20 protein-coding genes and 1 pseudogene are annotated in these 21,929 nt (G+C 72.0%); 15 read left to right on the top strand and 6 right to left on the bottom strand.

The features are described 5' to 3' along the window. The first annotated feature begins 89 nt into the window (after nt 1-89). The 6 genes from WME97_RS23400 (at nt 90) to bioB (ending at nt 5,566) form a co-directional block, all read left to right on the top strand. A complete protein-coding gene (locus WME97_RS23400; RefSeq protein WP_437554962.1) occupies nt 90-506 on the top strand; it encodes an ExbD/TolR family protein in 417 nt (138 codons plus the stop codon). Between the two features lie 5 nt (nt 507-511). Then, complete coding sequence (locus WME97_RS23395; protein ID WP_437554961.1) at nt 512-958, top strand: ExbD/TolR family protein; 447 nt, start codon at nt 512-514, stop codon at nt 956-958. Nucleotides 959-1,128: 170 nt separating this feature from the next. Next, complete coding sequence (gene thiC / locus WME97_RS23390) at nt 1,129-2,514, top strand: phosphomethylpyrimidine synthase ThiC (protein ID WP_437555474.1); 1,386 nt, start codon at nt 1,129-1,131, stop codon at nt 2,512-2,514. Next, entirely contained in the window at nt 2,511-3,209 is a 699-nt protein-coding gene (locus WME97_RS23385) for a thiamine biosynthesis protein (protein ID WP_437554960.1), read from the top strand. Before thiC ends, WME97_RS23385 begins: the two co-directional genes overlap by 4 nt. Before the next feature lie 123 nt (nt 3,210-3,332). Then, nucleotides 3,333-4,385, top strand: a complete 1,053-nt coding sequence (locus WME97_RS23380; RefSeq protein WP_437554959.1) for a type IV pilus twitching motility protein PilT — start codon at nt 3,333-3,335, stop codon at nt 4,383-4,385. A gap of 131 nt (nt 4,386-4,516) precedes the next feature. After that, nucleotides 4,517-5,566, top strand: a complete 1,050-nt coding sequence (gene bioB / locus WME97_RS23375) for a biotin synthase BioB (protein ID WP_437554958.1) — start codon at nt 4,517-4,519, stop codon at nt 5,564-5,566. Here the strand turns inward: bioB and WME97_RS23370 are convergent. The 4 genes from WME97_RS23370 to WME97_RS23355 form a co-directional block, all read right to left on the bottom strand. Then, a complete protein-coding gene (locus WME97_RS23370) occupies nt 5,508-7,262 on the bottom strand; it encodes a mechanosensitive ion channel family protein (protein WP_437554957.1) in 1,755 nt (584 codons plus the stop codon). The two genes, bioB and WME97_RS23370, sit on opposite strands and share 59 nt — an antisense overlap. 205 nt (nt 7,263-7,467) lie before the next feature. Continuing rightward, nucleotides 7,468-8,658 carry an HRDC domain-containing protein gene (locus WME97_RS23365; RefSeq protein ID WP_437555472.1) on the bottom strand — a complete coding sequence of 397 codons (1,191 nt, stop codon included), beginning with the start codon at nt 8,656-8,658 and terminating at the stop codon, nt 7,468-7,470. Nucleotides 8,659-8,675: 17 nt separating this feature from the next. Continuing rightward, nucleotides 8,676-9,665, bottom strand: a complete 990-nt coding sequence (locus tag WME97_RS23360; protein ID WP_437554956.1) for a matrixin family metalloprotease — start codon at nt 9,663-9,665, stop codon at nt 8,676-8,678. After that, on the bottom strand, nt 9,652-10,350 hold the full coding sequence (locus tag WME97_RS23355) for a hypothetical protein (protein WP_437554955.1): 699 nt from the start codon (nt 10,348-10,350) through the stop codon (nt 9,652-9,654). The genes WME97_RS23360 and WME97_RS23355 overlap by 14 nt, the downstream gene beginning before the upstream one ends. 123 nt (nt 10,351-10,473) lie before the next feature. Here WME97_RS23355 and WME97_RS23350 point away from each other — a divergent pair, with 123 nt between their 5' ends. The 5 genes from WME97_RS23350 (at nt 10,474) to WME97_RS23330 (ending at nt 15,431) form a co-directional block, all read left to right on the top strand. Continuing rightward, nucleotides 10,474-11,256 (top strand): thiazole synthase, encoded by a 783-nt coding sequence (locus tag WME97_RS23350; protein WP_437554954.1) that lies wholly within the window; start codon nt 10,474-10,476, stop codon nt 11,254-11,256. 301 nt (nt 11,257-11,557) lie between these two features. Continuing rightward, nucleotides 11,558-12,823 carry a glycosyltransferase gene (locus tag WME97_RS23345; RefSeq protein ID WP_437554953.1) on the top strand — a complete coding sequence of 422 codons (1,266 nt, stop codon included), beginning with the start codon at nt 11,558-11,560 and terminating at the stop codon, nt 12,821-12,823. Between the two features lie 202 nt (nt 12,824-13,025). Next, nucleotides 13,026-14,357 carry a glycosyltransferase family 4 protein gene (locus tag WME97_RS23340; RefSeq protein WP_437554952.1) on the top strand — a complete coding sequence of 444 codons (1,332 nt, stop codon included), beginning with the start codon at nt 13,026-13,028 and terminating at the stop codon, nt 14,355-14,357. A gap of 107 nt (nt 14,358-14,464) precedes the next feature. Then, on the top strand, nt 14,465-14,782 hold the full coding sequence (locus WME97_RS23335; RefSeq protein ID WP_437554951.1) for a tetratricopeptide repeat protein: 318 nt from the start codon (nt 14,465-14,467) through the stop codon (nt 14,780-14,782). Nucleotides 14,783-14,813: 31 nt separating this feature from the next. Next, nucleotides 14,814-15,431, top strand: coding sequence for a thiamine phosphate synthase (locus WME97_RS23330; RefSeq protein WP_437554950.1), 618 nt, complete (start codon nt 14,814-14,816; stop codon nt 15,429-15,431). Between the two features lie 29 nt (nt 15,432-15,460). On the opposite strand, the gene WME97_RS23325 is transcribed toward WME97_RS23330, so the two are convergent. Beyond that, nucleotides 15,461-16,054: a Uma2 family endonuclease gene (locus tag WME97_RS23325; RefSeq protein ID WP_437554949.1), complete on the bottom strand. Its 594-nt coding sequence runs from the start codon at nt 16,052-16,054 to the stop codon at nt 15,461-15,463. Nucleotides 16,055-16,151: 97 nt separating this feature from the next. Here WME97_RS23325 and ileS point away from each other — a divergent pair, with 97 nt between their 5' ends. Together ileS and WME97_RS23315 are read left to right on the top strand one after the other, a co-directional pair. After that, nucleotides 16,152-20,015, top strand: coding sequence for an isoleucine--tRNA ligase (gene ileS / locus WME97_RS23320; RefSeq protein WP_437554948.1), 3,864 nt, complete (start codon nt 16,152-16,154; stop codon nt 20,013-20,015). A gap of 28 nt (nt 20,016-20,043) precedes the next feature. Next, nucleotides 20,044-20,169: pseudogene (locus tag WME97_RS23315) on the top strand (AAA family ATPase); the annotation flags it as partial. A gap of 6 nt (nt 20,170-20,175) precedes the next feature. Here the strand turns inward: WME97_RS23315 and WME97_RS23310 are convergent. Then, nucleotides 20,176-20,568 carry a hypothetical protein gene (locus WME97_RS23310; RefSeq protein WP_437555718.1) on the bottom strand — a complete coding sequence of 131 codons (393 nt, stop codon included), beginning with the start codon at nt 20,566-20,568 and terminating at the stop codon, nt 20,176-20,178. Between the two features lie 90 nt (nt 20,569-20,658). Between WME97_RS23310 and WME97_RS23305 the strand changes: the two genes are divergently transcribed. Both WME97_RS23305 and WME97_RS23300 read left to right on the top strand, forming a co-directional pair. Next, nucleotides 20,659-21,309 (top strand): AAA family ATPase, encoded by a 651-nt coding sequence (locus WME97_RS23305; protein ID WP_437555470.1) that lies wholly within the window; start codon nt 20,659-20,661, stop codon nt 21,307-21,309. Next, nucleotides 21,302-21,928 carry a DUF4276 family protein gene (locus WME97_RS23300; protein WP_437554947.1) on the top strand — a complete coding sequence of 209 codons (627 nt, stop codon included), beginning with the start codon at nt 21,302-21,304 and terminating at the stop codon, nt 21,926-21,928. Before WME97_RS23305 ends, WME97_RS23300 begins: the two co-directional genes overlap by 8 nt. Nucleotide 21,929: the final 1 nt, after the last annotated feature.

Below are 21,929 nucleotides of genomic sequence, written 5' to 3'. Positions count from 1 at the left end.
GCGCGCCTCTCCGCGGAGCGCGGCGCCCGGCGCCTCACGCCTGCGGCGCGGCGGGCGGTGACGCGCCCAGCAGGGAAGCGAGCGTTCCGATGGGGATGGGTGTCGGCCCGCAGAGGGGCCCCAAGAGCGAGATCAACGTGACGCCGCTCGTCGACGTCGTCCTCGTCCTGCTCATCATCTTCATGGTCGTCACGCCGATGCTCCAGCGCGGCAAGGACGTGAAGCTGCCGCAGGCCGCGAAGGTGGACGAGGAGAAGAAGGAGGTGGACCCGCTGATCCTCTCCGTGACGCTGGAGAAGACGGTGTGGGTCGAGAACGACAGATACGATGACGCCGGGCTCGCCGAGCGGCTCTCGCGCGAGTTCGCGGCGCAGCCGGGGCGCAAGGTGCTCGTCAAGGGGGACCAGCGCCTCTCGTTCGGCGACGTCCGCAGGGTGATGGAGACGGCGCGCAAGTCGGGCGCGAAGAGCGTCTCGCTGGCGGTCGAGGAGCTGAAGGGGAGATAGCGGCGATGAGCGCGAAGAGGAAGTTCGTCATCAAGCCGGCGGTGCCCCTGAACTCCGACATCAACGTGACGCCGCTCGTCGACGTCGTGCTGGTGCTGCTCATCATCTTCATGGTCGTGACGCCGCTGCTCGAGAAGGACATCGGCGTGCGCGTGCCGGACACCGAGCAGGTCAAGCAGGACACCCCGCCGCCGCCCGACCAGCTCGTCGTCCGGGTGAGCGCGCAGGGCGAGCTGCGGGTGAACGACGAGCCGGTCGAGCGCGCCGAGCTCGTGGGCAAGCTCAGGCCGCTGCTCGAGCGCTACAGCAGGCCTCAGGACAGGATCGTCTTCGTCGTCGCCGACGACGGCGCCGTCTACGGCACCGTCGTGGAGGTGCTCGACGGCGCGAAGGCCGCCGGCGCCCAGACGCTCGGCATGATGACCGAGCTCCCCCAAGCGCCGCCTCCCTGACAGCGGCGCGCGCGTGGGCAGCGGCGCGCTCGCGCGGCGAGCGCTGGGCGAGCGCTGGTGGAGGCGCGTTCTCTCGCCGACTCTAGGTCGGGCGGCCAGGCGCGACACGGCGCTTGCGTCGCGCGCGGTCGCGACCTAAACCGCCCACCTCGAAAGCGAGGTCGTCGATGTTGCGGTCCGAATGGGTGAGCAAGCGCGCCGGGAGCCCGAACCAGAGCCAGATGCACTTCGCGAGGAAGGGCGTCGTCACGGAGGAGATGGAGTACGTCGCCCGCCGTGAGAAGCTCTCGCCCGAGCTCATCCGCAGCGAGGTCGCGCGCGGCCGGATGATCATCCCCGCGAACAAGAACCACCTGAACCTCGAGCCGATGTGCATCGGCATCGCGTCGCTCTGCAAGGTGAACGCGAACATCGGCAACAGCCAGACCACGAGCGACGTGAGCGGCGAGCTCGAGAAGCTGCGCTACGCCATCAAGTACGGCGCAGACACGGTGATGGACCTGTCGACCGGGGGCGACATCGACGGCATCCGCCGCGCGATCATCGCGGACTCCCCTGTGCCGATCGGGACGGTGCCGATCTACCAGGCGCTCGAGGCGTGCAAGGGCACCGACAAGATGACGGCCGCGGACCTCATCGACATGCTCGAGCACCAGGCGAAGCAGGGGGTCGACTACTTCACGATCCACGCGGGCGTGCTGCTCGAGCACCTGCCGCTCGTGAAGGGCCGGATCACCGGCATCGTCTCGCGCGGCGGCTCGATCATGGCGCAGTGGATGATCGAGCACCACAAGCAGAACCCGTTCTACACCCACTGGGACAAGGTGCTCGAGGTCTGCGCCAAGTACGACGTCACGATCTCGGCGGGCGACGGCCTCCGCCCCGGCTGCCTCCACGACGCCAGCGACGCGGCCCAGTTCGCCGAGCTGAAGACGCTCGGCGAGCTCACGAAGCGCGCCTGGGAGAAGGACGTGCAGGTGATGATCGAGGGCCCCGGGCACGTGCCGTTCGACCAGATCGCGATGAACGTGCAGAAGGAGATGGAGCTCTGTCACGAGGCGCCGTTCTACGTGCTCGGCCCGCTCGTCACCGACTTCGCGCCTGGTTATGACCACATCACGAGCTGCATCGGCGCCACGATGGCCGGCTTCGCGGGCGCCGCGATGCTCTGCTACGTGACGCCGAAGGAGCACCTCGGCCTGCCGAACCCCGAGGACGTCAAGCAGGGCCTCATCGCCTACAAGATCGCGGCCCACGCCGCGGACGTGGCGCGGAAGCGCCCGGGCGCGCGGGATCGCGACGACGCGCTGAGCCGCGCCCGCTACGCCTTCGACTGGAAGCAGCAGTTCGCGCTCTCGCTCGATCCGGAGACGGCCCAGGCGATGCACGACGAGACGCTCCCCCAGGAGTACTTCAAGACCTCGGAGTTCTGCTCGATGTGCGGGCCGAAGTTCTGCTCGATGCACATCAACCGGGTGGTCGACGAGTACAACGCGCGGCAGGAGCCCGAGAACGCGCCCACGAAGCGGTCGCTCTCGATCCTCGATCAGCCGTGAAGCAGGGGAGGGGCCGCGAGGGCGTCCGCCGCGCGCGGCGGAGGGGGCCTGTCGCGGCGCGCCTCGCGCTCGTCGCGCCCCTCGCGCTCGTCCTGCTCGCGCCCCTCGGCTGTCGCCGCGAGCAGGGGAGCGCCCCTCGCGACGCTGCGTCGCCCGCCTCGGCCGCCGCGTCGCCCTCCCTGGCGCCGCGCCCGCCGAGCCCTCGGCTCACCGATCCCCGCTGGCGCCTCGCCGCGGGGGACGACCCGCTGGACTGCGCCCGGCTGGCCGAGGCCGAGGGCGCCTCCGGCCTCCTCGCCGCGCTCGACGACGGCGGCGACATCACGCTCACGGCCCTGCGCGCGCTGCCACACGCCGAGGACGCCGACCTGGCGCTCGGGCCGCTCGCCGAGCGCGCCCGCGCGGCGTCCGGGCCGTCGCTCCCGCCCCTGCTCGAGGCGCTCCTCGGGATCGCCGGGCGGCCGCCGCGCCCGCGCGAGCCGCTCGACCCGGACGGGGCGCGCGGCGCGGCCGCGGCCCTGGTCGAGCTGGCGGGCCGGCGCGACCTCCCCTCGGACCAGCGCGCGCTCGCCATCTCGGCGGCGCGCGCGCTCGCCGAGCGGGGGCTCGTCGATCCTCTCCGTATTCCGGCAGATCTGGATCCCGAGGGCTCCGTCGCGGGCGCCGCGGGAGGCCCGGCGGCGCCGCGTCCCTGACGTCCCGCGCGGCGGTCCCGGGCCGCGCGGCCGTCCCGCGCGGCGGCGCGGCGCCCTGTCGGCTTTCGGTTCGTGCAGCCGCGCTTTGGGCCGGTCGGGTTCCAATTTGGTACCTTGCCCCCCGTGACGACGCCGTACACCTCCGAGGCCTTCCTCCATCAGCTCCTCGGCAAGGCGCTTGCCGCCCACGCCAGCGACATCCACCTCAAGGTCGGTCAGCCGCCGGGCGCGCGGGTGCGCGGCGACATGGTCTACTTCCGCGTCGACAGGATCCGGCCCGAGGACAGCGAGGCCGCCGCGCGGGTGCTGCTCGCCGGGCGCCCTTCGCGCGAGCTGCTCGCCACGCTCCAGGAGCTCGACGCCGCGTACGTCGTCCCGGGCCTCGGCCGGTTTCGCGTGAACATCTATCGCCAGCGCGGCTCGCTCGCGATCATCCTGCGGAGCATCCCGCTCAAGATCCCGACGTTCGAGGAGCTGGGCGTGCCCTCGGCGGTCCGGGCGATGGTGGAGCACGATCACGGCCTCGTCCTCGTCGCGGGCACGGCCGGCAGCGGCAAGAGCACGACCCTCGCCGCGTTCGTCGGGCACATCAACGCGACCGTGCCGCGCCACATCGTCACCCTGGAGGATCCGATCGAGCACGTGCACGAGGACAACCGCTCCAGCGTGAGCCAGCGCGAGATCGGCGTCGACACCGCGGATTTCCCGACCGCGCTGCGCTCCGCGCTGCGGCAGGACCCGGACGTCGTGCTCATCAGCGCGCTCCGCGACGGCGAGTCGCTCGATCTCGCGCTTCACGCCGCGGAGACCGGGCACCTCGTGCTCGCGGCGGTCAGTTCGGCGGACGTCACGCGCGCGCTCGGGCGGCTGATCGCGCTCGGCAAGAGCCCGAGCGAGGTGCGCGACCGGCTGGCCGACTGTCTCCATGGCATCGTCGCGCAGCGCCTGCTCCCTCGCCGCGACGGCGCGGGGGAGGTCCTCGCCGCCGAGGTGCTCGTCGGGACGGCCGCGGTGCGCGAGGCGATCCGCCGGCCGGAGGGGAGCCCGTCGCTGCGCGAGCTGATGGAGAAGGGGGTCACGCCGTACGGTATGCAGACGTTCGACGCGCACCTCAGGCAGCTCGTCGCGCAGGGGACCATCGCCAAGGAGACGGCGAAGGCGGTGACGACGCTCTAGAGGCGTCAATCGGGTCAAGACCGCCAGAACAGAGCAGAATCTCGGACCGCGAACCCGCCAGGCAGCCAGGAAATCCCTCCCTGTCGCGCCTTGCTTGCGGCGGCGCCTCAAGCCCGGCTATGAGCGAGCCCATGCTCGAAGGGATCGAACGAGAGGCGGCGGAGCACAGGAATGGATGCAGCAGCCCGGCCGGGCACGCCCCGCCGGCGGGCGCGCCCCGCCACGACTGGACCGTCCAGCAGGCGGTCGCCCTGCACGACCTCCCGCTCTTCGAGCTGATCGACCGCGCCCGCGCGGTCCACCGCGCGTTCCACGGCGAGCACGAGGTCCAGCTCTGCACCCTGCTCAGCGTCAAGACGGGCGGCTGCCCCGAGGACTGCGCCTACTGCCCGCAGTCGAGCCACTACGAGACCGAGGTCGGGCCGGAGCGCATGCTCGACGTCGGCGCGGTCCTCGCCGCCGCGGAGCGCGCCCGCGACGGCGGCTCGACGCGGTTCTGCATGGGCGCCGCGTGGCGCGAGGTGAAGGACGGCCCCGCCTTCGAGCGCGTCCTCGACATGGTGCGCGGCGTGAAGGCCCTCGGCCTCGAGGCGTGCTGCACGCTCGGCATGCTCACGGACGACCAGGCGCGCCGCCTGAAGGAGGCCGGCCTCGACGCCTACAACCACAACCTCGACACGTCGCGGAAGGCCTACAAATCCATCATCTCGACGCGCACGTACGACGAGCGGCTCGTCACCCTGCGCAACGTCCGGCGGGCGGGCATCACCGTCTGCTCGGGCGGCATCATCGGCATGGGCGAGTCGATCGCCGACCGCTGCGAGATGCTCGTCGAGCTCGCGCGCCTCGACCCCCACCCGGAGAGCGTGCCGATCAACGCCCTCGTGCGCTCGCCGGGGACGCCCCTCGAGAGCCTCCCTCCGGTCGATCCGATCGAGTTCGTCCGGATGATCGCGGTCGCGCGGGTCATGATGCCGCGCGCGATGGTGCGCCTGTCCGCGGGGCGGACGGAGCTCTCGCGCGAGACGCAGCTGCTCTGCATGTACGCGGGGGCGAACTCGATCTTCTACGGAGACAGGCTGCTCACCACGCCGAACCCCGGCCAGGACGAGGACCGCGCGCTCATCGAGAAGGCGGGGCTTCAGCCGATGGCGCCCGCCGCGGCGCGCGCTGCCCGTTAGCCGGACCTCCCGCCGCGGCCCCCTCCGGCTGCGGGAGCTCCCCTCCGCGCGGCGCGACGTGCAGCGTATGCGTCGGGTACGCGAGCCTCGACCCGGCCATATCGATGATCTGCAGGAAGGTGATCAACATCGCCTGCCGGAACTCCCGGAACTCCCCGAAGTCGGTCGTCTGGAACCAGGCCATCACCTCGACGTCCAGCGACGACGGGCCGACGCCGATGAAGCGCACAACGACGTCCTCGGTCCAGATCTTCGGGTGCTCCCGCAGCGCGCGCTCGCACTCTTCCACGATGGCGCGGAGCTGCTCGGGCGACGTGTCGCGATCGAGCCCCAGCACGCAGGCGAGGCGGATCCTGTCGCGCGCCGTGAACGACTCGATCTGGAGATCGGCCAGCTTGCCGTTCGGGATCGTGACGACGGTCCGATCGAGCGTGCGGATCCGCGTCGAGCGGAGCCCGATGCTCTCGACCGTGCCGAGGAGCGCGTCCACCTTCACGAAGTCGCCGACCTGGAACGGCCGGTCGATGCCGATCGCGACCGAGCCGAAGAGGTTCTCCACCGTCTTCTGCGCGGCGAGGGCCAGCGCGACGCCGCCGATGCCGAGGCCGGCGATGAGGCTCGCCACCGGGTAGCCGAGCTCCGAGAGCACGGCGATCACGCCGATGATCACGATCGAGACCTTCGCGATCCGCCCCATGAGCGGCACGAGCGAGCGCGCCGCGGGGTTGTCGCGCGTCGCGGGGGCGGCGAGCAGGCGGCCGCCGACGGCGTCGATCGTGCGCAGGGCGAACCAGAACACGGCGACGAAGACGCCCGCGCGCAGCACCTTGTCGAGGAACTCCTCGGCCGGCAGGTAGAGCCCGAGCCACGGGAGCGCGGCCGTGATCACGAGGAGCGCCGCCGCGAACGTGAACGGACCGCGCGCCGCGAGGAGCACCGCGTTGAGCGTGGACTCCGTCCGCGCGATGACGCGGCGGAGCAGGGCGCGGAGGAGGTAGCTCAGCACCGCGCCGACGAGCCAGCCGACCAGCGCGAGGACCGGCAGCGCGAGCCACTGCCACCAGAGCAGCTCGCGCGGGCCGGGGCGCAGGAGCGCCGGCGGCAGGTGATCGCGGAGCCAGCGATCTTCGAGCCGCGCGTACCACTCGTCGACGCGCTCCACCGTGGCGCGCGAGAAGATCCAGCGCACGCCGTCGGGCGTCGTGCGCCGCACGAGGCGCACCGGCTGGGACCCCGTCCGCGTCGGGATCTTGCCGAGCTGCTCCACGCTGGCCCCGAGGTTGTCCTGCGTGTCCCCCTGCGGCTGCGGCGAGAGCGTCTCCACGTCCAGCCAGAGGTGCCGATCGAGCACCGCCTTGAGCTTCTGCGCGAGCTCCGCGCCGTTCGCCCTCGGCGGCACGTCCAGGTAGCGCGCGGCCTCGGCGTAGTCGCCCGCGCGGCACAGCTCGACGAAGCTGCGCATGGAGGCTCGAGGCGAGTCGGGCGCGACCGGGGTCGCCTCCGGCTCCGGGCCGACCTCGGCGCTCGCCGCGGGCGGCGACGAGGGCGGGGGCGGCGGAGGGGACAGCTCTCCGGCGCTCGCTCCCAGAAGGGCGCACCCGAACACGAGCGCGAAGGCGAACGCGGCGCGGAGCCACATCGCCGGCGGCCAGAGGCGGAGCCTCCTCGGCGCCTTGGGGTGATCGGTCGAGGGCATGGGCCCTGCTATTCCATCGCCCGGCGGCTCTGTCGACCGGGCGGCGCGCGCGCCACGTGCGCTCGCTCGCAGCGGGCTCCACGTGTCGGAGATCGCGCAGGGGATCGCGGACGCGCGGAAACGACCTGCGGAACCGAGGGAACCGACCTGCGGAACCGACGCGCGGCCGACTCGCGGAACCGACACGCGGAGCCGACGCGCGGCGCTACCTCGCGGCGGCTGGCGGCTCGCCCGGCCGCGTCGCGGCCACGAGCGCCGCGAGCGCGCGGCCGTAACGCGCGAGCCGTCCCGCGCCGAGCCCCGGGATGCGCGCGATCGCGGCGGCGATCGCCTCGTCCCCGGCGTGGCCCTCCGCCAGCGCGATCTCCGCGAGCTCCTGCGCGCAGTGACCGGGCAGCACGACCTGCTCGTCCACCTTCCGCGCCTTCGCCTCGGCCCTGCGCCACGCCACGATCCGGGTCTCCACCGCGCGCCGCGCGGCGAGCTCCTTCCTGGGCGGGCGGGCTTGCTGGAAGAGGGCGCGCTCGTCCTCGGGCACGTCGCCGTCGCTGCGCCCCTGCTCGACCGCGCGGAGCCACGTCGCGACGCACCCGGCCGCGCGGCCCGCCGCGGCCCCGCGGATCGCGCGCACGTCGTCTGCGCTGGCAGGCCTCCGCTGCGCGAGCTCGAGCAGCACCTCGCTGGCGACGATCTTGAAAGAGGGCACGTCGGCCCCCTCGGCGGCGGCCTCGCGCGCCGCCACGAGCCGCCGCAGGATCGCCCGGCCCTGCGGATCGAGCGCCTGGGCCCCCTTGATGCGCGCGTAGGCGGGCCGCGGATCGCGCGGCGGCCCGAGGGCGGTCGCGAGCTTGTAGGCGCACTCCTCCTCGATCTCCTCGTCGATCCCGAGGGCGCGGCTGCGCTCCGCGAGCCGCGCGCGGAGCGAGAGCAGGTGGCGCACGTCGTCGGCCAGGTAGCGCAGCTCGGCGTCCTCGATCGGCCTGCGCCCCCAGTCGTGCTGCTGGAGCTGCTTGTCGACCTTCACGTCGAGCTCCGACAGGAGCAGCGCGGCGAGCCCCGTCGCCGCGCACCCCAGCATGCGCGCGGCGACCGAGGTGTCGTGCGCGCCAGCGAGCGGCGCGCCCGCCTCGGCGAGCATGCGCGCGTCGAAGGTGAGGTCGTGCAGCACCTTGGGCGGGCCCGCGGCCCCGAGGAGCCGCGCGAGCGGCGCGACAGGCACGCGGAGCGCGTCGACGACCCCGACCGCGATGTCGTCCCCCTCGCGAAAGGCGAGCTGGACGGTGCAGAGCCGCGGCCGGTACGCGAACAGCCCGTTGGCCTCCACGTCGACCGCGAGCGCGTCGGCGCGGCCGGCGCGCTCGACCAGCCGGGCGAGCTCGCCTTCGCGCTCGACCAGGACGGGAGGGCTCTGGCTCAGCAGGCCTCCTCCCGGCCCGCCCGCGCTGCCGCGCCGCGCCGCGCTCGCGCGGCCACGCCGACCAGCGCGAGCGCGGCGAGGACGAGCCCGCCGCCACGCCCGCGCTGGCCAGCGTTGCCGCGCGGGGCCGCGGCGCAGCCGTCCGACTCCTTCACCTCGGGCTGATCCGCGGCGCACAGGGCAGAGAAGCCGTGGCGCGGCGTGGGGTCGCAGCCCTTGATCGGCTCCCCGGGCGGGTACACCGCGCAGATCCCGTCGCGGTCGTCCTGGGAGAGGTCGCGGAGCGAAGAGCGGTAGTTGGCGAACATGGTCGCGTCGTGCTCGATCGAGTGCGAGAGCCCGAGGAAATGGCCGGCCTCGTGGGTGGCGATGCTCAGGAGGTCGAACGAGACGCCGTCGGCTCCCTGGGAGAGCGACAACGAGTTGATCTCCATGTCCGCGTCGTAGATCTCGCCGGTCTTGAGGTGGTAGGTGACGGTCGTGAGCGCGAGGGTGTTCCCGCTGTCGACGTACGGCCACCCGTCGTCCCGGAACATGACGATGTTCGCGTTCGCCTTGCGCTTGTTGTACTCGTGCGCGTCGCACGCGACCGGGCCCAGGTAGGTGACCTCCATGCGCGGGGTCTGCCCGTCGCCGCAGTCGGCCTCCGTCCACGCGGCGAACGCCTGCTCGAAGATCGCCTCCGCCTCCTGGAGCGACACCTGGACCGAGGCGTCCTCCTGGAGGGCGTAGCTCACGCACGGCGAAGGCCAGGCGAGCGGGGTGCCGCAGTCGTTGCCCTGGGGCGGCGTGCAGACCGCCGCGGTCTCCGCCTTCCCCGACGCTGTCTCCTCCGGCGGACAGACGCTCGTGCGGCAGAAGGCCAGGGCGTCCCCGGGGTAGGCGAGCGCCGCGGCGACGAGCGCGCTGCAGGCTGCGGCGATGGCGTGGGCGCGCGCGGGGCGGCGCGCGCCAGCGGGGCGCGGCGCGAGGTCACTTCTGCGCATGCTTCGCCTTCCATGCCTGGTTCACCGTGTCGATCGCCGCGTCGATCGCCGCGCCGACGAGCTGCTCGCGGGCCGAGATCGCGGGGCCCGGCCGCGGCAGGACGGTCCCGCTGTCGGGGCTCGCGGCCAGCCGCCGCACGGCGATGCGCCGCGCGCCGGCCCCGCCGGCGACCCTCGGCTTGTCCTCGCCGTCGACGACGGGGTAGTGGCCCTGGGCCATCCCGGAGACGACCAGGGCCGAGCCCACCTTGGAGACGAAGACCATCGCCTGCGCGCCGATCGCGAGCTGCGCGTCGCCCGACACGTGCTGTCCGACGTCCCCGACCACGCCCCCGAGCGTCCTGACCCAGACCTCGCCGTCGGGCTGTCCGGCCACGGTCCGGTCGATCGACAGGCGGGTGTAGGTGACGATCCTCCGGGCCCCGCCGAGCTCTTCCCACTGGCTGCGCTGCTCGATCGCCGTCGCGACCACGACGTACGAGGCCGCGGCGACGAGCTCGTCCAGCGAGAGCTGAATGGCCACGGCCGCCTGCGCCGCGCGCGGACCGGACAGGAGCGCGCCGCGGCTCACCCCGGCGCGTTCCTGGCCGGCCTGCGCATGGCTGTCCGCTGTCGGGAGGGGCGTGAGCGTGAGCGCTGGAGGCAACGCGACGAGGAGGGCTATGCCAAAAGCTCTGGGAGACATGGGCGCAAAGATACCATGCTGGCGAGCGAGGCGCGCCGGAAGCGCCGGTTTTCGTCGACGCGCTGGACCCTGTGTCCCGGTCCGACTAGCAGATCGTCTGGGTCGAGACCCGAGGAGCCTGCGATGACGAGCGACGCGTTGACGATCGGCAAATACACGTTTACTTCCCGCCTCTTCGTGGGGACGGGCAAGTACAAGGACCTGGATGAGACCCGTCGCGCGCTCGAAGCGTCCGGCGCGGAGGTCGTCACGGTGGCCCTCCGCCGCGTCAATTTGAAGGAACGGGGCGAGGGGTCGATGATGTCGCTGCTCCAGCAGGGACGCGTCACGATCCTGCCGAACACGGCCGGTTGCTATACCGTCGAGGACGCGGTCCGCACCTGCCGGCTCGCGCGCGAGCTCGGCCTGTCCGAGCTCGTGAAGCTCGAAGTCATCGGCGACGAACGGACGCTGTTCCCGGACAACGAGGCGACGCTCGAGGCGGCGCGGATCCTGGTGAAGGAGGGCTTCACGGTGCTGCCCTACTGCATGGATGACCCGATCGTCTGTCGTAAGCTGGAAGACATCGGGTGCGCGGCCGTGATGCCCCTGGCGGCGCCGATCGGCAGCGGGCTCGGCATCCGCAACCCGTACAACCTGATGATCATCCGAGAGACGGCGAAGGTGCCGGTGATCGTGGACGCGGGAGTCGGGACAGCGAGCGACGCCGCGGTGGCGATGGAGCTCGGGTGTGATGGGGTATTGATGAACACGGCCATCGCGGGCGCGCGGGACCCGATCTTGATGGCGCAGGCGATGAAGGACGCGGTGAGGGCCGGTCGGATGGCGTATCTCGCGGGGCGGATGCCGAAGAAGCTCTATGCGACGGCGTCATCGCCGGAGCAGGGCAAGATCGCCGCGCTGTAGCGCGGCGCTGCGGGTGTGGCCCCGCACCTCGATCTCCGCGCGCTCGCGTTCCCGGCATATTCCACCGATGCGGGAGGCGCTCGCGGGCGCGATGAGGGATGATGAACGAGCAAGTCCGACGTCCAGCACGGCGCTGCTGCGGCGCCGCCAAGTCAAGCGAACAGCATCCGCATGTCATGATACGCTCACTTACCTGAGCCAAAATGACACGGAACGCTCATCGCACGGTCGACACGCTGTCGTGGCGCGTCACGACGCTCTGACGACGACCGCGGCGACCTGACGGTCCGCTCAGGAGAATATGAGCAAGCCCAACGTCTGCATGGTCGTGAACAACCTCGAGGTCGGCGGGCTCGAGAAGGTGGTCCTGAGCCTCCTCGATCGCCTCGGCGATCACGGCTTCGACCTCTCGCTGATCTGCCTAGACGGCGAGGGACGGCTGTTCTCGGAGGTCAAGCTCCCCCGCTCGAAGTGCCTCGTGATCACGAAGGATCTCCGGCCGGTGCTGCCGGGCCTCAAGAGCGACCCAGAGGCGCTGCTGTGGATCCGGCGCTTCTTTCACCAGCGCTCGGTCGATATCGTCCACGTTCACAACCGTGCTCCGCTCATCTTCGCTGGCTTCGCGGCGCGCCTGCTCCGGAATCGGCCGCTGGTCGTCTACTCGGAGCACAACCAGATCAACCGGGCGAAGGGCTTCGATCGGCGCAAGTTCGGCTACTACGCCTACCTCGCCGACGAGATGGTCGCGGTGTCGCACGACCTCAGGCGCATCCTTGTCGACGACGTGAAGGTCCGCGCGCCGGTCCGCGTCATCCACAACGGCATCGACGGGACGCGCTTCGGCCGCGCCCGCGAGAGCGGCGCGGGCGCGCGCATCCGCGCGGAGCTCGGCATCGGCGAGCGGGAGTTCGTGTTCGGGTGCGCCGTTGTGCACATCGAGCAGAAGGGGCTCCGTTACCTCCTCGAGGCGGCGCCCGAGGTGCTGCGGCGCGCGCCGGAGGCGCGCTTCATCATCGCCGGCGACGGCCCGCTCCGGCCGGAGCTGGAGCAGCAAGCCAGGGACGCGGGGCTCGGCGACCGGGTGATCTTCCCCGGGTATCGCTCGGACGTGCCGGAGCTCGTCTCCGCGTTCGACGCCTACGTGCTCCCGTCGCTCTGGGAGGGGCTGCCGCTCGCGCTGCTCGAGGCGCTCGCGCTCGGCAAGCCGATCGTGGCGAGCCGCGTCGGCGGCGTCCCCGAGATCGTCGAGCACGGCGTCGACGGGTTCCTCGTCCCGTCGAAGGACCCTGGCGCGCTGGTCGAGCACCTCTCGCGGGTCGCCCGTGACGGGGAGCTCCGCGAGCGAGCGCGCGCGCGCGGCCCAGCGAAGTTCACCGAGCAGTTCAGCCTGGAAGCGATGGTCGACGGGCATGTGCGCCTGTTCGACGAGCTCATCGCCAGGCGGCGCGGGGGCGACGCCCCGTCCCGGGCGCGCGCGTGGTCGACCCCCGCGGGGGCCTCCGGGCCGGCCGCTGGACGGGACGACGGCAACGGACGGGTTGGTCATCGGGTCGGTCTGGACGTGTAACGACATACGACATCAGGTGAGACTGAATCGAACCTGACCAGGGCGAATACGATGCTGAGCGAGGCAAAATGGGACACCGAACGATGCTGAGCGAGGCAAAATGGGGCGCTGAACGGGGCTGACCGAGGTTGGCGAGACCGAGTGAGATTGGCGGGATTGACGAGACTGAGCGAGACTGGCTAGACCGAATACGAGACCGAGCGTGAACGACGTCCTCTTTCGAGGCGCTCGCCCGCTCGGAGAGGAGGAGCTCTTGCGGCGGATGCGCGTTTTGCTGATCACGAAGATCTTTCCGAACGCGGTTCACCCGGACGAGGCGCCGTACAATCGGCGGCAGTTCGCCGCGCTGTCGCGCTACTGCGACGTCCGGGTGCTCGCGACGATTCCGTGGTTCCCCGGCATGGCGCGCCTCTCGAAGTGGCCTATCGGCGCCAGCGCGCCGCGCGAGGAGGTCATCGACGGGCTGGCGGTCCGGCACCCGCGGTACCTCTATGTGCCGAGGATCGCGCCCGCGCTGAACGGCCCGCTGTATGCGGCGTCGATGCTCCCGGAGCTCATCGGGCGCGGCCCGTTGCCCGACGTGATCGTCGGGGCTTTCGCCTACCCGGACGGCTTTGCCGCGGTCTGTCTGGGGCGACTGCTCGGGGTGCCGGCCGTGATCAAGACACACGGCTCGGATATCGACGTGATCCCGCGCGACCGGCGGCTGCGACGGCCGCTCGGCTGGGGGCTCACGCGCGCCGCCCGGGTGGTCACCGTCAGCCGCAAGCTCGCGGACGGGGTCGAGGCGCTCGGCGTGCCGCGCGATCGCATCGACATCGTGATGAACGGCGTCGACGTGAAGACGTTCCAGCCTCGCAACCGCGCCGAGGCGCGCGCCGCGCTCGGCAAGTCGCCGAGCTCGCGGCTGATCGTCTTCGTCGGCCACCTGAGCCGCGACAAGGGCGTGCTCGATCTGATCGAGGCGTTCGAGCGGCTCGCGCCGGTCCACCCGGACATCGAGCTGGCGCTCGTCGGCAGCGGCGCCGAGGAGCAGGCGTGCAGGGCCGCCGCCGCCCGCCTGGGCGGCCGGCTGACGGTGACCGGCTACTTGCCGCACGATCAGGTGTCGCTGTGGCTCGGCGCGTGCGACGCCCTCGCGCTCCCGAGCAAGCACGAGGGGACGCCCAACGTCCTGCTCGAGGCGCTCGCCTCGGGGCGCCGCGTGGTCGCGACGAGCGTGGGGGGCATCCCCGACGTCCTGCGCAGCGCCGAGCTCGGCGAGCTCATCCCGCCGGGGAACCGGGGCGTGCTGATGGATGCGCTGCTCCGTGCCGCCCGGGCCGACTACGACCCGGCGCGGGTCGCGGAGCTCGCCGGCCGGCGCGACTGGGATGACAGCGCGCGCGCCCTCCACGAGTCGCTCCTGCGCGCCTGCGGCGAGCCCCTGTCGAGCACCGGCGGTCAGGACACGGGCGACGCGCCCTTCGGCGCCCCGGCCTCGAAGGGCGGGCTCGAGAACGGCGCCGCCCGGACGGGCGCGCCCCTCAACTAGCCCCGTTTCCGGCCGGCCCGGCCGAGCGGGCCCGCGCGGCTCGGCCGGAGGAGCGGCGTCGCCGGGGCCGCGGCGTCCTCTTGACGCTCGCGCTCGTTCATCGGCGAATGCCGCTCGTGTTCACCGGCTTCCGCGCGGCCTTCGGCTCCATCGCGATCCTCGCCGCCGTCGCGCAGGCGCCTTACCAGTGCGCGAGCGAGGTCGACCCGGATCGCCGCGTGTACGAGGACCCGAGCGAGGCCCTGTACGCGCTGGCCGAGCGCTTCAAGGCGAGCGGCGATCGCCGCGCCCAGGTCGACACCTTGCGTTTCCTTGTCGAGCGGTATCCTGCCAGCCGGTTCGCCCGGATGGCCCGGCAGGATCTCGAGGCGCTCGGCGAGGCGGGCGCCCCGACGGAGCGCCCCCCGGGCGACGGAGCGCGATGACGCGCCGCCGCCGGCGCGCTGGAGGACGGCCATGTTCACCCCGAGGTTGACCCTCATCACCCAGGCGGCGGACGTCCCGGAGCCGGTCTTGCTCGCGCGGCTCTCGGCGTTCGGCGCCCTGCCCCCCGAGGCCCGCGCCCGCGTGGCGGTGCAGCTCCGCGATCCCGAGCTCTCCGGCGCGGCGCTCCACGCGCTCGGCAGGCGCCTGCGCGACGCCACCGCCGCGCTCGGCGCCTCGTTCCTCGTCAACGATCGCCTGGATCTGGCGCTCCTCCTCGGCGCGGACGGCGTCCACCTCGGCCGCCGCTCGGTCGCGGTGGCCGACGCGCGCGCCCTGCTCGGGGCGGGCGCCTTCGTCTCCGTCGCGTGCCACGGCGTCGACGACGTTCTCCGGGCGGCCGAGGCCGGCGCGGACGCCGCCGTGCTCTCGCCGATCTTCGCGACGCCCGGCAAGGGTCCGCCGCTCGGCCTCGCGGCCCTGCGCGAGGCGCGGGCTCGCCTGGCCGCGGCCTCGCGCAACGTCGCGCTCCTCGCCCTCGGCGGCATCGACGCGGCCTCGGCGCCGGCCTGCCTCGAGGCGGGCGCGGACGGGGTGGCCGCCATCCGCGCCGATTTCGGCGGCGCGCTGCCGGCGCCGCGCGCGGGGTGAGCTGCGCGCTGCCGGCGCCGCGCGGCGGGCTACCGCGCCCAGAGCGCGGCGAGCGGCAGCTCGACCACCTCGAACGGCTCAGGCCGCACGACCTCCTCGCCTTCGTAGGTGTCGAGCAAGGACCACCGCCCGTCGTCGAGCCGGTAGACCTCGAGCGTCTGCGCGACCGGGTTGAGCAGCCAGGCGTGGCGGACCCCTTCGCGCCGGTAGATCCGCATCTTCTTGCCCCGGTCGACGCGCTCTGTGCGCGGGGAGATCACCTCGCAGACCCAATCGGGCGCGACGTCGTAGTGCGCGGGCGCGTCCTCGGGCCCGAGCGCATCGGGCATGCGCTCGCGGCGCCAGCCGGCGAGATCGGGGACGACCTTGTCGGGCCGCGGTCCCAGGTGGAGCTCGGGTTCGTCGAGGATGACCCATCCGCCAGGTCCCCCGGTGCCCAGATCGAATGGTCCCCCGAGACTCACGCCCAGCCGTGACGCCGTCCGCGTGTGCGGCCGCGCCGGCCGCGGGAACGTGTACAGCTCCCCGTCGAGGATCTCGGCGACCATCTCGTCCGGCACGGCCTGGAACGCGGCCTCGACCTCGGGCGCATTGCCTGGAAATAGCGGGTGCTGCGCGCTCATCGGCAGATCCTAGCACCCCTGCCGTTCATCGCGCGCGCTCCGCGCCGGCCAGCGCTTCCCTCGACGCTGGCAATGGGCCTTGCTACTAGGCCCGGCCATGTCCGAAGCGTCCTCGAAGAAACCGACCGACGGCCCGCACGAGCCCCTGTTCGACAGGGTGGCGACCGAGCTGAACTTCCCCGCCGACGAGGCGAAGATCCTCGCCTTCTGGAAGCAGCGCCGCATCTTCGAGAAGACGCTCCGCGCCGAGACCCGCGCCACCGGCCCCTCGCGGGGCACGTTCGTCTTCTACGAGGGCCCGCCGACCGCCAACGGCATGCCGCACAACGGCCACGTGCTCACGCGCGCCGTGAAGGACGTCTTCCCCCGGTACAAGACCATGCGCGGCTACGACGTGCCGCGGAAGGCCGGCTGGGACACGCACGGGCTGCCGGTCGAGGTCGAGGTCGAGAAGGAGCTGCGCATCCACGGAAAGGCCGACATCGAGCGGTACGGCGTCGAGCCGTTCATCTCGCGCTGCGTCGACTCCGTCTTCCGGTACACCGAGGCGTGGGAGAACCTGACCGACAAGATCGGCTTCTGGGTCGACCTCGACAGCGCCTACGTCACCTACCACCGGAGCTACGTCGAGAGCGTCTGGTGGGCGCTCTCCCAGCTGCACAGGAAGGGGCTGCTCTACCGCGGCCACCGCGTCTGCTGGTGGTGGCCCCAGGGCGGGACGGCCCTCAGCGCGGCCGAGGTCGGCTCGAACTACAAGACGGTCGACGACCCCAGCGTGTTCGTCGCGTTCCCGCTCGTCGACGAGCCGGACACCGCGCTCTGCGCCTGGACGACGACCCCGTGGACGTTGCCCTCGAACGGCTACGCCGCGGTCCGGCCCGAGTTCGATTACGTCGTCGTGGACGCGGGCGCGCCCGCGGGGGGCGCGGCGCCCGTGGCCGGCAAGCTCATCGTGGCCGCGGCGCTGCGCGAGGAGCTCGCCAAGAAGTTCAAGCGGGACCTGCCCGTCCTCCGCGAGCTCAAGGGGAGCGAGCTCGTCGGCAAGCGCTACCGCCCGCCGTTCGACGCCTTCGCGAGGTCGCTCGAGGGCGCCTCCCTGCGCAGGAAGGACGGCAAGGCAGAGCCGCTCTACTGGGTCGTCCTCGGCGCGGATTTCGTCACGCTCGACTCCGGCACCGGCATCGTCCACGTCGCGCCCGCGTTCGGCGAGGACGACTTCAACGCGCACCGGCGGCGGATCGCGGAGCTCGCCGAGCCGGGCGCCGACGTCCCGATGCTCTGCGCGGTGCGGCCGGACGGCACGTTCGAGCCGGGGCTCACGGCGTTCTCGGGCCTCTGGGTGAAGGACGCCGATCCGCTGATCATCAAGGATCTCGCGGCCCGCGGGCTGCTCGTCCACGAGGAGAAGTACCGCCACGACTACCCGTTCTGCTGGCGCGCGGACGACGACCCGCTGATCCAGCTCGCGCGGCCGGCCTGGTACATCAGGACCCGGGACAACATCGACAAGGCGATCGCCAACAACCGCGCGGTCCACTGGCACCCGTCGCACATCCAGGAGGGCCGCTTCGGCGACTTCCTCGCCAACAACGTGGACTGGGCGCTCTCGCGCGAGCGGTACTGGGGGACGCCGCTCAACGTCTGGGTCTGCGCGAACGACGAGGAGCACCAGCTCGCCCCGGCCTCGGTCGCCGAGATCGAGGCGCTGAACCCGCGCGCCTTCGACCACTTCCGCGACGCCAAGAAGGCCGACCCCGGCCTGAACGATCACCTCATCGTCCACAAGCCGTGGATCGACAAGGTGACGTTCCCCTGTCCGACGTGCGGCGGCGAGATGCGCCGCGTGACCGAGGTCATCGACGCCTGGTTCGACAGCGGGAGCATGCCGTTCGCGCAGTGGGGCTACCCGCACGCGGAGGGCTCGAAGGAGCTGTTCGATCGCGCGTTCCCGGCGGACTTCATCAGCGAGGCGATCGATCAGACGCGGGGCTGGTTCTACTCGCTGCTGATGGTCTCGACGCTGGTCTTCGACGAGGCGACGCAGGAGAAGCTCGGGCTGTCGCGCATCCGGAGCTACCCGCACCCGTACCAGACGTGCGTCGTGCTCGGGCACGTCTGCGACCGCGAGGGCAAGAAGGAGAGCAAGTCGAAGGGCAACTACACGCCGCCCGAGGTCATCCTCGAGCGCGTCCGGATGGAGTTCGCGGCGGCTGACGGCGGAGGCGCCGGGCTCGGCGCGGCGAAGGACGGCATCGCGATCATCGCGCGCGAGGACTACGAGGGGCTCGATCTCACGGGCGACTCGGCGAAGGTGCGGGTCTACCGCGCCGATCGCGAGGGCGCGGCGCTGACGCTGGAGCTCAGGCCGGCGACGGGCAACAAGCGCCTCCCGCGCCGCATCGTCGCGCTCTCGCGCGGAGACCTCGATCGCCTGGGCCTCTCCCCGGCCGACAAGGCGCTCTCGGTGATGCCCAACGACGTGCCCAGGCTGCCGCAGGACCAGCGCGTCTTCATCGAGGATCCGGCGACGCCCGCGCCCGGGGCCGACGCGTTCCGCTGGTTCTTCTACGCGTCCTCCCCGCCGTGGACGAACACGCGCCACTCGCTCACGAACGTGCGCGCGTACCAGAAGGAGTTCGCGGTCAAGCTCCGGAACGTCTACTCGTTCTTCACCATCTACGCGAACATCGACGGCTTCTCGCCCGCGGAGGGGAACCCGGGCGCGACGGACACGTCGCCCGCGGCGCTCGCGGCGAGCGCCGGTTACCGGCCGGCGCGGGAGCGGTCGCTCCTCGACCGGTGGATCCTGTCGGAGCTCGCGCTCTCGACGCGGGAGGTGACGGCGCACCTCGACGAGTACCGGCTGTACGAGGCGGCGCAGCGGCTGGTCGACCTCGTGGACGCGCTCTCGAACTGGTACGTCCGCCGGAGCCGCGCGCGCTTCTGGGCCCCTTCGATCGGCGATACATTGGAGGTTGCGCCGGGGACCGTGCGGGCGGCCCAGGACAAGCGCGACGCGTACTTCACGCTGTACGAGGTGCTCGTCGCGCTCGCCAAGCTGAGCGCGCCCTTCACGCCGTTCCTCGCCGAGGCCATGTACCAGAACCTGGTGCGGCGACCGTGGCCTGCGTCGCAGCCGGAGAGCGTCCACCTCGTGGCGTTCCCGGAGGCGGACGCCGCCGCGGTCGACGAGCCGCTCGCGATCGAGATGCGCGCGGTGCGCGAGCTCGTCTCGCTGGGCCTGCAGGTGCGCACGGCGAACAAGCTCAAGGTGCGGCAGCCGCTCTCGCGGGCCGACGTCGTGCTGTCGCAGCAGGGGCTCGCGGCGGCGCTCGCCGAGCACGTGCCGCTCATCGCCGAGGAGCTCAACGTCCACGAGGTGCGCTTCCTGAAGCCCGGCGAGGAGGGGAGCGCGGTCCGCTACGTGCTCAAGCCGAACTTCCGCGCGCTCGGGCCGAAGCTCGGCAAGAAGGTGCAGCTCGCGAAGCAGGTGCTGGCGAAGGCCGACGCGGCGGCGCTCCGCGCGGCGCTCGCGACCGAGGGCAAGATCGCGATCGCGCTCGACGGCGAGCAGGTCGAGCTCGGCCCCGACGAGATCGACGTCGCGGTCGAGGCGGGCGAGGGGTTCGCGGCGGCCGGCGGCCGCGCGGGGGTCGTCGTGCTGCACACGGCGCTCACGGACGCGCTCCGCGACGAGGGGCTCGGCCGGGAGATCCTCTCGCGGGTCCAGGGGCTGCGCAAGGAGCTCGACCTCGGCTTCACCGAGCGGATCCGGCTCGCGCTCGACGGCGGCGAGCGGGCCCGCAAGGTCGCCGAGGCGGCGCGCGAGATGCTCATGCAGGAGGCGCTCGCCGCTGAGCTCGTGCTGGGCGCGGCGCCCGCGGCGTGGGGGAAGGCCGAGCGGCGCGAGGTCAACGTCGACGGCGAGGCGCTCGTGATCGCGCTCGCGCGCACGGCGTGAGGGCGCCGGGGGGGGAGGCTCAGCTGCGATGATCACGAAGATCTGTGCCCGTAACTTTCGCAGTATCGGGGAGCGGATCGAGCTCGAGCTCGGGGCGATGACGGTCCTCGTGGGGCCGAACGCCTCGGGCAAGAGCAACGTCGCAGACGTGCTGCGCTTCCTAGCCGAGTGCGCGAGCGGAGGGATCGACAGACCGATTGCCGTTCGGCACGGGCTCGATGCGCTGCGCTACGGAAATGCCCGTGAGTCCACCGATGTGCTCCTTGAAGTGCACATCGAGCGCGAACAGGGTGCCGGCATCTGGGGCTTCACGCTCACGTCGGCCGATGAGTACGGCAGGTTGTGCGTGAAGCGCGAGCGCGCGGTGTGGTTCCCAGGGAAGGCGCCCGATCCCAGGACCCGAACTCACTTCTTTGAGCTCCTCGAGAAGCCCGAGGAAATGTGGTCCGACGAGGAACGGAGAACGCTCCTTGGCAACCACACGCGCGGTACCACGCCGAACGAGGACGCCGGTTTTTCGGCGCCGCAGCACTTCGTCACGCACAAGGGACATTGGTACCTGGAAGTTCCATCGTCCTTTCGCCACGATCCTTCGCAGATCCCTCTTCTCGCGCCGGTAGGCCCCGCTCTTTTCGCTCCGCTCATGGAGGAGCTGCGCAGCGTCGCGATCTACTCGTTGTTCCCGGACGTGCTGCGCGCTCCACAGCACCCGGATCCATCCAAACCGATGAGCACGAGGGGTAGCAACTGGGCCTCGACGTTGAGGGCGCTCGAGCGAGCGACCTGGGGAGCCGAGCTCGTCGCTGCCCTTGGACGCGTCGCCTCGGACATTGACGAGTACCGCGTCACGGAGGCGGGAGGGTTCCTGATCCCGGAGTTCCGCCATGGCGTCGACGCGCAGGGGCGCGAGCGCTGGCACGGGGCTGCGCAGGAGTCGGACGGCACCCTGCGCGTTGCGGCACTCCTCACGGCGCTGTTCCAGGAGCCTGCGCCGGCGCTCCTTGGTTTCGAGGAGCCCGAGCTCGGCGTGCATCCGGGCGCGATCCCGCTGCTCTTCGACTTCTTGAAGGAGGCGACGACCCGCAGCCAGATCCTGCTCACGACGCACAGCCCCGACCTCCTGGATCTGGTACCCATCGATGACATCCGCGTCGTGGAGCGGCGCGACGGTGCGACCACGGTCGCGCGCGTCGAGGAGCGGCAACGAGATCTCGTTCGCAAGCGCCTGATGTCGACGAGCGACCTCCTCCACGCCGAAGGCCTCCGCCCCGAAGGCTCCACGAGCGATGGCTAAGGCCTACCTGGTCGTCGAGGGCCACGGCGAGGTCGAGGCGGCGAGGAACCTGGTCATCCGGCTGTGGGCCGACCTCGGGCTGCCACACGCCGTCTGGGGAGCTCCCAAGCGCGGTAAGGCGCTCAACACCCGCGCCGGGGTGCTGCAAGCCTGCGAGCTCCTGCGAAGCGAGCGCGATTGCACGTTCGCCCTGCTGCTCCGTGACGAGGACGACGGATGCCCAGCCTCGGCCGGCCCCGAGACCGCGGCATGGGTGGCGGCAGCGAGCCTTCCGTTCCCGGTCGCCGTGGTGCTGGCGCACCGGGAGTTCGAGGCGTGGTGCCTGCCGTGCATCCACCTCATGGCGGGACGGGAGATCCGGCCTGGCGTGCGCATCGCCGAGGGCACGACGTGCCCGGAAGATCCCGAGGGCATCCGCGACGTGAAGGGGTGGCTCTCGAAGCATTTCCCGAGAGGCAAGGCGTACAAGCCCACGCTCGATCAGCTCAAGCTCACCCAGTGGATCGACTTCGGCGTGCTCCGCACCTCCGGGGCGAGGTCGTTCCGCACGCTCGAGAACGCGCTGCGGTTCCTCGCCGCGCCCGCAGCGCTCAAGGTCTACCCGCCTCCGCGGCCCTAGC

The sequence above is a fragment of the Sorangium sp. So ce367 genome (genome assembly GCF_051520455.1).
In the GTDB taxonomy this organism is placed as follows: Bacteria; Myxococcota_A; Polyangia; order Polyangiales; family Polyangiaceae; genus Sorangium; species Sorangium cellulosum_B.
The sequence above is the reverse complement of the archived record's forward strand: the minus strand, read 5'-3'. Positions and strand labels throughout refer to the sequence as shown.